The organism is Colwellia maritima (assembly GCF_022669015.1).
In the GTDB taxonomy this organism is placed as follows: domain Bacteria; phylum Pseudomonadota; class Gammaproteobacteria; order Enterobacterales; family Alteromonadaceae; genus Colwellia; species Colwellia maritima.
This window is the reverse complement of the sequence record NZ_JAKKSL010000002.1, coordinates 929,544-944,799: the sequence shown is the minus strand read 5'-3', so window position 1 is coordinate 944,799 and position 15,256 is coordinate 929,544. Positions and strand designations below refer to the sequence as shown.

Annotated in this window: 12 protein-coding genes and 1 pseudogene; 6 read left to right on the top strand and 7 right to left on the bottom strand. The window is 38.1% G+C overall.

Going from position 1 to position 15,256, the window contains the following annotated elements:
* Positions 1–210 precede the first annotated feature (210 nt).
* From gyrA to ihfB, 6 genes are all read left to right on the top strand, one after another.
* Positions 211–2,922 (top strand): DNA topoisomerase (ATP-hydrolyzing) subunit A, encoded by a 2,712-nt coding sequence (gene gyrA, locus L3081_RS14685; protein WP_242286837.1) that lies wholly within the window; start codon positions 211–213, stop codon positions 2,920–2,922.
* A gap of 148 nt (positions 2,923–3,070) precedes the next feature.
* Positions 3,071–4,159 (top strand): 3-phosphoserine/phosphohydroxythreonine transaminase, encoded by a 1,089-nt coding sequence (gene serC, locus L3081_RS14680; protein WP_242286836.1) that lies wholly within the window; start codon positions 3,071–3,073, stop codon positions 4,157–4,159.
* A gap of 1 nt (position 4,160) precedes the next feature.
* Positions 4,161–5,441: a 3-phosphoshikimate 1-carboxyvinyltransferase gene (gene aroA / locus L3081_RS14675; RefSeq protein WP_242286835.1), complete on the top strand. Its 1,281-nt coding sequence runs from the start codon at positions 4,161–4,163 to the stop codon at positions 5,439–5,441.
* Between the two features lie 152 nt (positions 5,442–5,593).
* Complete coding sequence (gene cmk / locus L3081_RS14670; protein WP_242286834.1) at positions 5,594–6,274, top strand: (d)CMP kinase; 681 nt, start codon at positions 5,594–5,596, stop codon at positions 6,272–6,274.
* Positions 6,275–6,418: 144 nt separating this feature from the next.
* Positions 6,419–8,080, top strand: a complete 1,662-nt coding sequence (gene rpsA, locus L3081_RS14665; protein WP_242286833.1) for a 30S ribosomal protein S1 — start codon at positions 6,419–6,421, stop codon at positions 8,078–8,080.
* 144 nt (positions 8,081–8,224) lie between these two features.
* A complete protein-coding gene (gene ihfB / locus L3081_RS14660) occupies positions 8,225–8,512 on the top strand; it encodes an integration host factor subunit beta (protein WP_242286832.1) in 288 nt (95 codons plus the stop codon).
* A 205-nt stretch (positions 8,513–8,717) separates the two neighbouring features.
* Here ihfB and L3081_RS14655 read toward each other — a convergent pair.
* The 7 genes and pseudogenes from L3081_RS14655 to L3081_RS14630 form a co-directional block, all read right to left on the bottom strand.
* Positions 8,718–9,817, bottom strand: a pseudogene (locus L3081_RS14655) (polysaccharide lyase family 7 protein).
* Between the two features lie 108 nt (positions 9,818–9,925).
* A complete protein-coding gene (locus tag L3081_RS14650; RefSeq protein WP_242286831.1) occupies positions 9,926–10,411 on the bottom strand; it encodes a gluconokinase in 486 nt (161 codons plus the stop codon).
* A gap of 13 nt (positions 10,412–10,424) precedes the next feature.
* Positions 10,425–10,754, bottom strand: a complete 330-nt coding sequence (locus L3081_RS27050) for a divalent metal cation transporter (protein WP_274620551.1) — start codon at positions 10,752–10,754, stop codon at positions 10,425–10,427.
* Complete coding sequence (locus L3081_RS14645) at positions 10,748–11,665, bottom strand: divalent metal cation transporter (protein WP_338027339.1); 918 nt, start codon at positions 11,663–11,665, stop codon at positions 10,748–10,750. Before L3081_RS14645 ends, L3081_RS27050 begins: the two co-directional genes overlap by 7 nt.
* 157 nt (positions 11,666–11,822) lie before the next feature.
* Positions 11,823–12,257, bottom strand: a complete 435-nt coding sequence (locus L3081_RS14640) for an RbsD/FucU domain-containing protein (RefSeq protein ID WP_242286830.1) — start codon at positions 12,255–12,257, stop codon at positions 11,823–11,825.
* A gap of 107 nt (positions 12,258–12,364) precedes the next feature.
* Positions 12,365–13,129 carry an SDR family NAD(P)-dependent oxidoreductase gene (locus L3081_RS14635; protein ID WP_242286829.1) on the bottom strand — a complete coding sequence of 255 codons (765 nt, stop codon included), beginning with the start codon at positions 13,127–13,129 and terminating at the stop codon, positions 12,365–12,367.
* A 170-nt stretch (positions 13,130–13,299) separates the two neighbouring features.
* Positions 13,300–15,252, bottom strand: a complete 1,953-nt coding sequence (locus L3081_RS14630) for a polysaccharide lyase 6 family protein (RefSeq protein WP_338027338.1) — start codon at positions 15,250–15,252, stop codon at positions 13,300–13,302.
* Positions 15,253–15,256: the final 4 nt, after the last annotated feature.

The window sequence follows — 15,256 nt, the reverse complement described above, 5'->3', positions numbered from 1 at the left end:
ACATAGATCAATTAATCGCTAATTATGCTGCTTTTACCACCACTTTTATTAAGACATGCCATCTCCTTGTTACTGGACGAATAAAGCTGTTTGGCATCACTCAAATTTGTGATAGTATGCTGCGTTGATTTAGATCTTTTTTATGAAAAGATAATAATAAAAATCGTGTGATTTTAAAGTTACATTTTAAGTTAAGGGAAACGTCTATTTATGTCAGATCTGGCCAAAGAAATAGTTCCAGTAAATATTGAAGATGAGTTAAAAACCTCCTATCTAGATTATGCCATGAGCGTTATTGTTGGGCGCGCTTTGCCTGACGTACGTGATGGATTAAAACCTGTTCATCGCCGTGTTTTATTCGCAATGGATGTTTTAGGAAACGATTGGAACAAAGCTTATAAAAAATCAGCCCGTGTGGTTGGTGATGTAATAGGTAAATATCACCCTCATGGTGATACTGCTGTATACGACACTATTGTACGTATGGCACAACCGTTTTCTATGCGTTACATGTTAGTTGATGGTCAAGGTAATTTTGGTTCAGTTGATGGTGACAGCGCGGCAGCAATGCGTTATACCGAAATCAGAATGGCTAAAATATCACATGCTATTTTAGCGGATTTAGACAAAGAAACGGTTGATTTTGTACCAAACTATGACGGCACAGAATTTATTCCGGCTGTTATGCCTACACGAATTCCTACACTATTAGTGAATGGTGGTTCAGGTATAGCCGTGGGTATGGCTACTAATATTCCGCCACATAATTTAACTGAAGTCATTAATGGCTGTTTAGCCTTAATAGAAAACAGTGACATTACCTTTGAAGAGTTACTAACATATATTCCAGGGCCTGATTTCCCCACTGCGGCTATTATTAGTGGTAGAGCGGGTATTGAAGAAGCCTACCGTACCGGTCGTGGTAAAATAAAGATTCGTGCGCGCGCTGAAATTGAAGTGCATGAAACCACAGGTAAAGAAACCATTATTGTTCATGAGTTACCTTATCAGGTGAATAAAGCACGCCTTATTGAAAAAATGGCTGAGCTTGTTAAAGAAAAACGTCTTGAAGGTATTTCAGCTTTACGTGATGAATCTGACAAAGACGGCATGCGTATGGTTATTGAAATCAAACGTGGTGATGTTGGTGAAGTTGTTTTAAATAACTTATATAAACTCACTCAAATGCAAGTGTCTTTTGGTTTTAATATGGTGGCATTAGGCAATGGCCAACCAAAAATATTTAACCTGAAAGAAATGCTTGAAGAGTTTGTATTACATCGTCGCGAAGTCGTTACACGTCGTACTATTTTTGAACTAAGAAAAGCCCGTGATAGAGCCCATATCTTAGAAGGTCTATCTATAGCACTTGCCAATATTGAACCGATTATTGAATTGGTTAAAACCTCACCATCAAGAAAAGAAGCAGAAGAAAAGCTAGTTGCTCAAGGTTGGGATTTAGGTAATGTTAGCGCTATGTTAGAACGCGCAGGCACACACGCAGCACGTCCTGAGTGGCTTGAACCGCAATTTGGTATTCGTGATAACAAGTATTATTTAACGCCAGTACAAGCAAAAGCGATTGTTGAATTACAGCTTTATAAATTAAGTGGTCTTGAACACGAAAAAATTCTAAATGAGTATAAAGAGTTATTAGACCTTATTGCTGAATTAATGCATATTTTAGGCAGTCCTGAACGTTTAATGGAAGTAATCTGTGAAGAACTGGTTGCCATCAGAGATGAATTTGGTGATGAACGTCGTACTGAAATTACTAATGCTTCTCATGACTTATCGCTTGAAGATCTCATCACAGAAGAAGATGTTGTTGTAACCCTTTCTCATGAAGGTTATGTCAAATATCAAGTATTAAGTGACTATGAAGCACAGCGTCGTGGTGGTAAAGGTAAAGCAGCGACTAAAATGAAAGAAGAAGACTTCATTGAACGATTGTTAGTAGCCAATACTCATGACACTATTTTATGTTTCTCTGATAGAGGCAAACTATATTGGCTTAAAGTGTATCAGCTACCATTAGCAAGTAGAACTGCGCGTGGTCGTCCAATTGTCAATATTCTACCATTAGAAAACGACGAACATATTACCGCGATTTTACCTGTACGTGAATATGCCGAAGATAAATATATTATCATGGCGACTGCATCAGGTACGGTGAAGAAAACAGCATTAACAGCATATAAAAACCAACGAGCTAACGGTATTATTGCCTTAAACCTTCGTGATGATGACACCCTAATAGGTGTTGATATTACTGATGGTAACAACGATATAATGTTGTTCTCTGATGCCGGTAAAGTGGTTCGCTTTAATGAAAAAGTACGTGATAGCGAAACAGGCGAGATTAAACTTGATCCTGAAACGGGTGAACAACGTTGGGCATTAAAACCTATCGGTAGAACAGGTACAGGTGTTCGCGGTATGAAACTCGAAGACGACCAAAAAGTTGTTTCGTTGATCGTACCTAAAAAAGATGGACCTATATTAACTATCACGGAAAACGGCTTTGGTAAACGTACCGACTTAAATGAATATCCTGCGAAAAGTAGGGCAACCAAAGGGGTTGTTTCAATTAAAGTGAGTGAACGTAATGGCAAAGTTGTTGGTGCAGTACAAGTTGATGAACTTGACGAAATCATGGTGATTACAGATAACGGCACCTTAGTACGTACGCGTGTTAATGAAGTGAGCGTTATTGGTCGTAATACTCAGGGTGTACGCTTAATACGTACTGTTGAGGGGGAACATGTTGTTGCACTACAACGTATTGATGAAATAGAAGAGCCAGCGGTTATTGCGTCGGAAGAGAACTCTGAAGAGGCTAGTGAAACGGATGATGCTACAATCGTAGCTGATTCCTCATCAACACATAATCCTGAGCAAAGCGCCCAAAGAAGTGGATGACGAAAGTACATCGGACGACGAGCAAGAATAAACGTCGCACACTACTGAAAGGCGGCTAATAACCGCCTTTTTTTATGTTCAGAAAAAAGGTATATCAAACTAATTAATCAGGTTTGATAATTTTAATTTACCCATTTGAGAAGAAATCATGTCAGAAGTTTTTAATTTTTGTGCGGGCCCCGCAATGTTACCTACACCTGTAATGGCAAAAGCACAAAAAGAATTTATCGATTGGAGCAATACGGGTTGCTCTGTTATGGAACTTAGTCATCGCAGCGCTATTTATATTGAAATGGCAGCACAGGCAGAAGCCGATTTACGCGATCTTATGGCTATTCCTGAAAACTACAAAGTACTATTTTGCCATGGCGGCGGTCGTGGTCAATTTTCAGCGGTGCCATTAAACTTATTACCTGAGGGAAAATCCGCTGACTATATTGTTGATGGCTCATGGTCAAAAGCAGCGGCTGCTGAAGCTAAAAATTTTGGTAATGTCAATGTGATCAGTATTCGCGAAGAGCACGGTGATGGTGAAGTTAGCCTTACCCCTAGCGACAAGTGGCCGCTTAATAGTGATGCAGCCTATGTACATTACTGCCCAAATGAAACGGTTGATGGTATTGAAATTAACGAGATACCCGATACTCATGGGGTACCGCTTGTGGCTGATATGTCATCAACCATCTTGTCACACGAAGTTGATGTAACAAAATTTGGTTTAATCTATGCGGGTGCTCAAAAAAACATAGGCCCCTCAGGTTTAACTATTGTCATTGTACGTGAAGATTTGCTTGGCAATGCTCAAAAAGCAACACCTTGTATTATGAACTATAAAACAACAGCCGATAATGACTCAATGTATAACACTCCGCCAACTTACGCGTGGTATTTAGCGGGATTAGTTTTTCAGTGGCTTAAAGAGATAGGCGGCGTAAAAGCCATTGCTAAACTCAATCAAGCAAAAGCAGAATTATTGTATAATGCCATTGATAGTAGTGACTTCTATCAAAATAATATTGAATCACAGTATCGCAGTAAAATGAATATCACTTTTTGGCTAAAAGACGAAAGTTTAAATAAACAATTTTTAACTCAAGCAGAAGAGCATGGCTTAATGGCATTAAAAGGTCATAGAAGCGTCGGTGGTATGCGCGCAAGTTTATACAATGCAATGCCTATTGAAGGTGTACAAGCGCTAGTGAATTTCATGCAAAAATTTGAAAAAGGGAACAGATAGCATGGAGCAGCTAACATTAAACCCAATAAGTAAAATTAATGGTGAGGTTTTTTTACCTGGTTCAAAAAGCTTATCTAACCGCGCATTATTAATTGCAGCATTAGCAAATGGCGAGACCAAAATAACCAATTTACTTGTCAGTGATGACATTAAGTATATGCTGAATGCATTAACAACCCTTGGTGTTAACTATACGCTGAGCGAGTGTGGCACAGAGTGCACAGTCAGTGGAAACAATGGTTTTTTCAAGGTTAGTGAACCGGTAGAATTATTTCTTGGAAATGCCGGTACTGCAATGCGTCCATTGTGCGCGGCACTTGCAGCAAGCGAAGGCGAATTTATTTTAACGGGCGAACCAAGAATGAAAGAAAGACCAATTGGTCACTTGGTTAATGCGTTAATGCAGCTTAATGCTGATATTCAATATTTAGAAAATAAAGATTATCCACCAGTAAAAATAAATGGTACAAGCTTAACTGCAAGTACTGTAACTATTGATGGCTCTATTTCTAGTCAGTTTTTAACCGCAATATTGATGATAGCTCCGTTATTAAAAACAGATACTAGAATAGAAATTGAAGGTGATTTAGTTTCTAAGCCATACATCGATATAACGCTTGATATAATGAAAAGATTTGGCGTAACAGTACAGAATAACAGCTATCAATCTTTTACAGTAAAAGGTAATCAATCATACCAAGCGGTTAAAAAGTATATGGTAGAAGGCGATGCGTCGTCAGCGTCCTATTTTTTAGCTGCCGGAGCAATTAAAGGTGGTGAAATTACCGTACACGGTGTTGGTAAATTAAGTGTGCAAGGTGATAAACATTTCGCAGATGTACTCGAAAAAATGGGTGCCGAAGTGACGTGGAATGATGAATCAATTACTGTTGTAGGTAAACCACTAACGGCGGTTGATATGGATATGAATCACATTCCTGATGCTGCTATGACAATTGCGACAACGGCATTGTTTGCAAAAGGCACCACAACCATTCGAAACATTTATAATTGGCGTGTAAAAGAAACGGATAGATTAGCGGCCATGGCGACAGAACTAAGAAAAGTTGGCGCTGACGTGGTAGAAGGCGAAGACTACATATCTATTACACCGCCTAAAAAATTACTACACGCTGAAATTGATACCTACAATGATCATCGAGTTGCCATGTGTTTTTCGCTTGTTGCCCTAAGTGACACAGCTGTCACAATTAATGATCCTAAGTGTACAGCGAAAACATTTCCTGATTATTTTGATAAATTATCGCAAGTCTCTTGCTAAAATAAAGCAATACAGCATAACTATACTTAGTTGATTTTACCTGTTCTACGTTCATAAATTTGACGTAGAACAGGTAATAACTTTATTCAAATTGGTATTAATCTATAGATCACGTATAATGCCGCCGATTTTTGACATTAGGAGAGATATGTATGCAGGAAAGTGTTCCAGTAATCACAATAGACGGTCCTAGTGGCGCAGGCAAAGGAACTGTTGCTAGAATTGTTGCTGAACAGCTTGGTTGGCACTTACTTGACAGTGGTGCTATTTACCGCGTTCTTGCTGTTGCTACACAGCATCATCACGTTAGCCTAGATAATGAAGAGCCTTTGATTCCAATGGCAGCTCACCTTGACGTTCAATTTGAAATTAGTAGTCAGGGCGAAAGTAAAGTTATTTTAGAAGGTGAAAATGTTACGGATACTATTCGTAGTGAAGAAATTAGTTCATTAGCCTCTAAAGTTGCAGCCTTTCCACGTGTAAGAGAGGCCTTGTTACGTCGTCAACGTGCCTTTAGTGTTGCACCAGGTTTAGTTGCTGATGGGCGAGACATGGGCACGGTTGTGTTTACTAAGGCTCCTGTAAAAGTATTTTTGACTGCTAGCGCAGAGATACGTGCAGAACGCCGATTTAATCAGTTGAAAGAGAAGGGGTTTGATGTTAGAATCGGGCGCCTTTTGAATGACATACGTCAGCGTGATGAACGGGATCGCAACCGAGAAGTTGCCCCTTTAATTCCGGCAGAAGGTGCGTTAATTATTGATTCTACTAGCCTTTCTATACAAGAAGTGGTTAATAAAGTCCTTTCATTTGCGAATGGAAAATTAACATAAGTCCTTATCATTTACTTATACTTAACTTAAGTTTGAGTAACGGTAATTTATTTAAAGCCTACGTCAGGATGTACCGAGGCTAATTTAACAACCCCATGAAACAATGATGTTGATTGGATTAATAACTGAGTTAATAGACAAGTTATGACTGAAAATTTTGCACAACTTTTTGAAGAAAGTTTAAAAGAAATCGAAACTCGTCCGGGTTCAATTATCCGTGGCACAATCGTAAAAGTAACCAAAGACAACGTAATTGTTGACGCCGGCCTTAAATCTGAGAGCGTGATCTCAATTGACCAATTTAAAAACGCTGTTGGTGAAGTAGAAGTTTCTGTTGGTGATGAAGTAGATGTATCACTTAAAGCGACAGATGATGGTTTCGGTGAGACTGTGCTTTCTCGTGATGACGCAAAACGTCACGAAGCATGGCAAGTGCTTGAAAAAGCATACGAAGAAAAAGAAACTATTATCGGTGTTATCAACGGTAAAGTTAAAGGTGGTTTCACGGTTGAAGTTAGCAATATTCGTGCTTTCTTACCGGGTTCATTAGTTGATGTTCGTCCTGTACGTGACACTGCTCACCTTGAAGGTAAAGATTTAGAATTCAAAGTTATTAAGCTTGATCAAAAGCGTAATAACGTAGTTGTTTCACGTCGTGCTGTAATCGAAGCAGAAGGCAGTGCAGAACGTGATGAATTACTAGAGTCATTAGCGGAAGGCCAAGAAGTTAAAGGTATCGTTAAAAACCTTACTGACTACGGTGCATTCGTTGACCTAGGTGGTATTGACGGCCTACTTCACATCACAGATATGGCTTGGAAACGCGTTAAACACCCAAGTGAAATCGTAAATGTTGGTGATGAAATTCAAGTTAAAGTATTGAAATTTGACCGTGAACGTACTCGTGTATCATTAGGTATGAAACAGTTAGGCGAAGATCCATGGGTAGCTATTGCTAACCGTTACCCAGAAGGTTCTAAACTTTCTGGTCGTGTAACTAACTTAACTGACTACGGTTGTTTCGTTGAAATCCAAGAAGGCGTTGAAGGTTTAGTTCACGTTTCTGAAATGGATTGGACTAACAAAAACATCCACCCATCTAAAGTTGTTAACTTAGGTGACACTGTTGAAGTGCTAGTATTAGAAATTGACGAAGAACGTCGTCGTATTTCTTTAGGTCTTAAACAATGTATTGCTAACCCTTGGGAAGAGTTTGCTAAAAACTTCAACAAAGGCGACAAAGTATCAGGTAAGATCAAGTCAATTACTGACTTTGGTATCTTCATTGGTCTTGATGGCGGCATAGATGGTTTAGTTCACTTATCTGATATTTCATGGGGCGGCGGTGAAGAAGCTGTTCGTGATTATAAGAAAGGCGATGAAATCGATGCTATCGTACTTCAAGTTGACCCAGAACGTGAGCGTATCTCGTTAGGCGTTAAACAAGCTGAAGACGACCCGTTCAATATGTATCTGACAGATAAGAAAAAAGGTGCTATTGTTAATGGTAAGGTAACGGAAGTTGATGCTAAAGGCGCTACAATTGAGTTAGCTGAAAGTGTTGAAGGTTACTTACGTGTTAGCGACATCTCTGTAGACCGTATTGAAGATGCTTCTACAGTATTAAAAGTTGGTGATGATGTTGAAGCTAAGTTTATGGGTGTGGATCGTAAGAACCGTACTATTAGCTTATCTATCAAAGCGAAAGACCAAGCTGACGAACGTGAAGCGTTGGATAACTTAAACCAAGTTGAAGAAACCGGTTTAAGTGCAATGGCTGCAGCGTTTAAAAACGCTAAAAATTAATAACTTGTAACAAGAAATAAATTATATTTCTTTGCACTTTTCCTAGTTTTTATTAAACTAAGAAGAGACTAGGGGAGGAGAATTTATAATTCTCCTCTTATATTAACCTCATTAGCGCGAAGCTAGATGAATACTGGAGGTCTTATGACCAAATCAGAACTCATTGAAAAACTAGGTGATAAATTAAGTCATTTGTCAGCTAGAGATGTAGAACAATCGATTAAAGAAATCTTAGAGTTAATGGCGCAATCCTTAGCTAAAGGTGACCGCATTGAAATCAGAGGGTTTGGTAGTTTTTCATTACATTATCGTGCACCTAGAGTTGGTAGAAACCCTAAAACAGGTGAATCAGTTGAGTTAAGTGGCAAATACGTACCTCATTTTAAGCCAGGTAAAGAGTTGCGAGAAAGAGTTAATCTTTCAGTAGCTTAATTATCGATTACGATCACTAATTAACTATCGTTAAGTCGATATTAGTTATGTAAAGCTTAAATAGCGTATGCTTTTAATGTCCAAGACACTTGTAAAGTTTGACTGGACCGAAAGTGTAAATTAGCCCTTATATTGCATAGTAAAACGGCTTATAAATTGAAAATAAATCAATTTATAAGCCGTTTTTTATTGATAACTAAAACAATTATTTAAGAGGCTTTTCCCCTAAGCCAGTTTCTAAACGCAGAAATGTAACCTGTGCATAATCACCGTTTTTCTTGTCTGTTTTCCAATCACCAGTACCTAAACATTTGGGGTACCAAAAGCCAGGATCATCCTTAATACTGCATTGATCATATGCACCGGCTTTAAAGTAAAGAACATCGCCAGAATAGCCAACAGGGTGGTCTAGTACATCAATATCACCATTAGCATCAATATTATCAGCTAAGTTAATTTCAAAATTAACCGTTCCATGACGTTTATTAGAAAAAGTTAAGTACATAATGTTCTCGTATACATTCACTTCATAGCTAAAGGTTTCATTGAGTGCAATACCTGCTTCACCAGGATTTTCACTGTTGAGCCATGAGTTGCCCCATACTTGGTAACTAATATCTTTTCTATTTGGGTTTTTCTTTTCTAGGTTACGTTCATAATTCCAAAAAACAGAGCCATATTGTTGATCTGGACGTTTTTTATAGTATATTTTTAATGGCTCGTTACCCCAACCGTAGCCTTCGTTTTCAGCGACTAAATCTTTACTCTTACCTGCATGTATTTGCCCCACGACAACCGAGAACGCAGGTGCTTTATCAGGATAACCTGCACGTTTTGCAACGTGATTTACCATGACTGTTGCTTGTAAATTTCCACCGACTTGCGCAAATTTATCGGCATGTTTGTTAGCTTTTAAAGAAAAGTTATTCTTACGCGAGTCGCTAGTACCTTTTATCCCGGAATTACTTGATGAAGTTCACTACGAGTGTTGGTTGAATTTGGTGTTGTAAAGGCTTTATTCGGGGTTGTAAAAACCATATTTCCTTGTGCATCTAAATAAAAATAATCAGGGTGTTGAAAGGTTTGTATATCCTTTGCACTAATTTCATCTACCTTACCGTCATTATTTGCATCAGTGGGGATTGCTATTTTCCATTGTGTTAAGTCAAATTTATCTGCCGGCACCATGACGCTTTTTTCGGTAGGATTGTTATGTAGACTACAGCCTGATAATGCAATGCTAATTAAAGGAATGCTACTCAGGGCTACTACACCGTAGGGAAGTAGTGTTTTTTTTAGGTTCATTATTTGTACCTCATCAATTATTGTGTTTTTCTATTGGCTCAGCGTTGTTAATCGTTATTGTTATTAAACGTCAGCAATAACGATTATGTATTCGTTAGTTTATAAACGTTAACCTTGTACATGTGTAGAAATAGTATCGATTATCTCCTCAGGTGTTAACGCAACGTTGATCACCAGACCGTAGTCTGGTAATTCAAGTGTATTCAGTTGGGAGGTCAACATATGAGAATCAAAAAAATGTCCTTTTCTCGCATCTAACCGCTCAGTGAGCAAGGCTTTTGACCCATTTAGCACTACCCACGTTATTGGTTCTTTGCATTTTGTTGAAAGTATTTCTCGGTATGACTCTTTAAGTGCTGAACAAGCAAGCACAGCACCTTTATTGCTTTCCCACTGAGCTAACTCAGTGGAAAGTTGAGTGAGCCAGGGGGCCCGATCTTGATCATTTAAGGCCGTTCCATTTTGCATTTTTTGTACATTACTTTTGGGATGAAAATCATCACCATCATAAAATGGCAGTTGTAACTTACTTGCTAATAACTTACCAATGGTTGATTTCCCTGTACCAGAAACCCCACAAACTATTATAATCATGATAGTCCTTTTATTATGCAATAAGTGCAAGAATGCCGTTATACGAAATCAATACCGCGAAAAGAAATGCCAAACCTAATACAAAATTAAGTAAATAGCCTGCAGCATATTCCCTCATTAATTTCTTGTTATTAATCATTAATATAATACCAAGAATAACCAAAGGCAGAACGAAAACGTTAAATACCTGCGTTAATATTTGACCTTTAACGGGATTAAAACCAAGTACTGGAATAGTTAACGCAAACAGAGCAGCAATACCAGTGATGATACGAAACTGTTTAGATTGGGTGTCTAATTTACCCGAGCGGTAATCTTCTATTAATAGTGGGGCAATTAACATGCATGGGAATACAGAAGATAACCCAAAGCAGCAAGCGTTCCAAAAAAGAAAACAGTAAGGGAAGCTTTACCCGCAATTGGTTCAAGCGCACTAACCATATCGACCACATCAGTTACTTTTTTACCGTCATGAAATAAAGCACCGGCAGCAACAGCCATTACCGCACCACTGATAATAAATACTAATATAGCTGCAACTATGGCGTCTTTCTTTTGTTGACCTCGGTCAGCAATTGTCCGACCCTTGCCTTGAATAAATAAAGGTCTTGATAAAAAAGTGGCAGCGGCCATCGTTGTACCAACAAAAGCTGCTACCATCATTTTCCCACCCTCAACATCGGGAATAACAGGGATTAAGCCTCTGATAACTTCAGCAGGTAAAGGTTGCACAACAAACAGTGATAAAATAAAAGAGATCCCCATACAAGAAACAAAGATAACAAGGATTTTTTCAAATAATGAATACTTACCTATCAGCAATATGGCGTACATAGCGCTAATCACAACAAGGGCAATAGTGATCACAATGCCATATTTGTGTGGGACAACAGAAGGAAAGTACAATGCGATCATTTCAAACAGAATATTAGCTGAAATACCTAATATCCCCATTAAAGAATTCCATTGACCAAAGGTAACACCAATAATTATCAGTATGGCCATCGGCTTACCAAACTTAAGGTGTTTTCTGAAACTGTACAGGGCGGTTTCACCCGTAACTAAAGCAAAGTTACCATAGGCATAAATAAGCACACCTGAAAACAAACAGCTTAATAGTAATACCCATAACAAGCCCATGCCAAATTCACTACCTGCCACTATCATCGACGTGACACTACCAGTACCTATGGTATAACCAATAGCTAAAAATCTTTGTCCAAAACTTAATATTGTTCTAATTATTGCTGACACATTTATTCCCCCCAAAAAATTATTTACTGCCGTCTATACACATTGGTTAGCCGACAATAGATCTTGTTATTGTTACTAATATTTACCATTAATAAGCTTGATATTAGAAACAACCACTGTGCGTGTACTGGTTGTACTTGATTTATATTTCACATTGCTAGAAATTATTTTCTTCAGCCATTTTCACAACCCCGACGGTAAGGATAAGGTTGGCAAAACGCCTTTGTTCACCTGTTTGAATGATTAAGGTTGTTAAGGGATCACGAATTTTGTCGTAAAAAGCCCAACGTTCCATTGACTCCCAAGACACATCACCTAATAGTGCTTTATAAGCATCATGAATTTCCGCGTTTGCTTGAGGTGGCTTTTCCATGACAATAGCGCCTTGAATAGGGCACACGTCAATAATTCCTTTAAGTACCGTTAAAGCATCTAATAAACCAGGACTAAAATTAAGGTGTACCGTAACAGAGTTAGGACCCGACATAGCGCCAACAGGTAAATTACCATCTGCAATCACTACTTGTGCAAAATGACCTGAGCGAGCGAGCGCTTCTAAGATTGTTGGATGTATTACTGCTGTCTTAAGCATAAATGACCCTATATAAAAATTGCCAAAGATAAAATCAGGTAAAAAGCGCAATAAAAAACCAAGTAATAACTCGGCTAATACCACTAGCTTGATACATGAATTAAGTTCTACATATTGTAGACGCCACCATTAATATCTAACGTAGCACCCGTGATAAAACCGTCATACTCAGAGGCTAAGTAAACCACTGCACGAGCTACATCATCTGAATCACCTGCACGCTGAATTGGAATACCTGCAATGGTTTGAGCTGCCGATGCTTTTGTTGTATGTGTGTTGTGAAATGAAGTCCCTAGAATTAACCCTGGTGCAACAGCATTCACACGTGTCCCTTGAGGACCTAATTCAGAAGATAGTGCACGTGTTAACGTAAGAATGGCACCCTTACTAGTTGAATAAGCTAAAGAGCCTGGATGACCACCTTTACGTCCTGCAAGTGAAGCCAAATTAACGATGCTACTGCTTTTATGCTTAGCAAGTTGAGGCGCCGCTGCACGTGTCACAAACATCATAGACGTTAAGTTAATGTCCATCACTTTGTGCCAAAAATCAGTGTCCATATCATTCAGCATTTTTCTGTCAACAAGCGACCCCGCATTATTGATTAAAATATGCAAACTCCCCAGTGCAGTAATGGTTTGCTCAACCAATGAATTTGCAACCACTTCATCGGTTAAATCACCACTCAAAGCAACGGCTTTTTGGCCTTTGCTTTGTGCATATTCAACTAATTTATTTGCGGTATCAGCACTTGAAAAATAGTGAATAGCAACGTTTGCGCCACTGTCAATAAAGTGCTTAGTAATGGCTTCACCAATGCCTTGTGCACCGGCAGTAATTAATACATTTTTTCCGGTTAACTTAGTATTCATGTTGTTCCTAGCGTTATAAAAAGTCATTGTGTGTTTCGCAACAGACAAGCTTTTTATTTATGTTCATATTTATGTTTTGTTGAATATCTATACTGCCCAATTCACAGTTAAATGCGGTGTTGGGAAGTATAGAAAGTGAATGCCAAACAGAATTAATCCAAAACTTAAATTTATTGGTATACAACGTTTAAGGTTTTATATTCAGTATTGTTTGCACGAATTTTATTGGTATTTTTCATCACGACATCTTTAATTAATGTGATAGGTTCGCCATTACTTAGATGTAAACTCAGTGGAGCGCTATTATTCCAGATGGTGTCTGTAATATTTAGATCTTGAACACCATGAAAATACATAGAAGCACCTGATCTATGAGTTGAACCGTTACCCACATCAGTTAACTGATTATTTTTCACTGTCACCATTGGACCGAAAGTACTTTCATCAAAACCACCACGGTATATATTGACGACTTCAGCATTAATATCAGTAAAGGTATTGCCAGAGATTGTTAAGTTTTCAACACTATATTCGCCAATATCATCAGTTTCTTTATTTAACACAAGAATTCCACCCGAGATATTACTCATTTCAGAGTCAATCAGTTGTATTTCATCTGCAAATGTACCGTAACTCCCTTTGAAAAAATCAAAATATCCATTAATGTCTAAATCGGTCACTTTAATGTTACGCACTAATAAAGAATAATTAATGTTCATAGAATGCCCACTGGTTCTAATAACATTGTTGCCTTTATAGTCAGGAGACTCGGCACCGTCGAACCACAAGTTATCAACCTCAAGCGCACCACCATTTTCGATAACTAAAAAACTTGGTTTTTGTGAGCGAATAACTGGTTTTTTACCCTTTTTTGCCATAATTGTAATAGGGTGATGAATATCAGCAAGTTTAGTCAGCAAGTATTCGCCATTATTTTCAAGCATTAAAATATCACCTGAGTTACTGGCATTTAATGCAGTAAGCAGAGTGTCAGTTCCTGATTTAACTTCGATGGTTTTACCACTTTGAAATACGATAGATATTTCTTCTTTAGCATAGTAATTAGCACCCGTATTAGGCTTACTAATTGGAAGTTTAATTTCACCAAATGAAATTTGATCAACTAATGCTTTGGGTGGCACGCGTAATCCATGTTCATTTACTGTTACTAAGTAAGGCGTTTTTTGGAAACCTTTAGCTAACACATATGGCACATTAGACTCGTTGTTAATAATGTTTTTTGCAAATTTAATACCTGAAACATCGTCATATAATTTGATAACGTCAAGATTGCTTTTGCTCATGATAATATTATGTCTAAATGAAGAATCAATTGGCGTTGCTGTGCGTTCTTCATCGCTACCTGCACCAAAATTAATATAGTCACTATCAACAACAATATTATTTTCCATGATCGCTTCAATAGCTTGGTTATAGCGATTAGGAGACGAATTTGGCACACCATTCATGATAACAAGTGCACCACGAAAACGATGACCTGTTAAACCAGACAAATAATTGTTTCTCACCGTTTGGTATTCATTAATGATACGAATTCCACCCGTGTTAGGTTTACCATTACCAATAATGTAGTTACCTTCAACTAGCGTGTGGTGACCATGTCGCATCGTTAATGTTCCTTGGCTTTCAAAGATCACATTGCCACGGTATATATTACCGCTACTTTTATTCGAAATGATTTCATGTTCGCCATTCACACGATCAAAAAAGTTATATTGAATAAGAGTATTAGAATATTTAGTTGAAAAATGACTGGTACCTACTCTCAGTGTTTCACCACCGTTTGCACCAAGGATTTGTCTAGGTCCAAAGTAGTTGTATTCAATAACATGGTGATTATCTTCACTACCTTCAGAGTTAAGTCTTACAGCAAGCGTTACACCACGATTACGTTTATTAACAAGCGTGTTATGGTCAAAATGATTGTTTTTACCATAGATAGCCACCCAAAGATCGGCTAAATGGCGCTCTGGATGACTAAAATTGTCAATTACTACATTAGTTACGCGAGTGTGGTTTGCTAAGTCATCATTTGACGTTCTAAATGAAATAACTTCGCCTGTTGGCGTATAGCCGTTTTTAAATACAAGGCCAGAAACCACTAAA

Coding starts and splice junctions, on each gene's coding strand:
- gyrA (WP_242286837.1), top strand. CDS start 211: ATGTCAGATCTGGCCAAAGAAATAGTTCCAGTAAATATTGAAGATGAG.
- ihfB (WP_242286832.1), top strand. CDS start 8,225: ATGACCAAATCAGAACTCATTGAAAAACTAGGTGATAAATTAAGTCAT.
- aroA (WP_242286835.1), top strand. CDS start 4,161: ATGGAGCAGCTAACATTAAACCCAATAAGTAAAATTAATGGTGAGGTT.
- L3081_RS14650 (WP_242286831.1), bottom strand. CDS start 10,411: ATGATTATAATAGTTTGTGGGGTTTCTGGTACAGGGAAATCAACCATT.
- L3081_RS14635 (WP_242286829.1), bottom strand. CDS start 13,129: ATGAATACTAAGTTAACCGGAAAAAATGTATTAATTACTGCCGGTGCA.
- L3081_RS14640 (WP_242286830.1), bottom strand. CDS start 12,257: ATGCTTAAGACAGCAGTAATACATCCAACAATCTTAGAAGCGCTCGCT.
- L3081_RS27050 (WP_274620551.1), bottom strand. CDS start 10,754: ATGTTAATTGCCCCACTATTAATAGAAGATTACCGCTCGGGTAAATTA.
- serC (WP_242286836.1), top strand. CDS start 3,071: ATGTCAGAAGTTTTTAATTTTTGTGCGGGCCCCGCAATGTTACCTACA.
- rpsA (WP_242286833.1), top strand. CDS start 6,419: ATGACTGAAAATTTTGCACAACTTTTTGAAGAAAGTTTAAAAGAAATC.
- cmk (WP_242286834.1), top strand. CDS start 5,594: ATGCAGGAAAGTGTTCCAGTAATCACAATAGACGGTCCTAGTGGCGCA.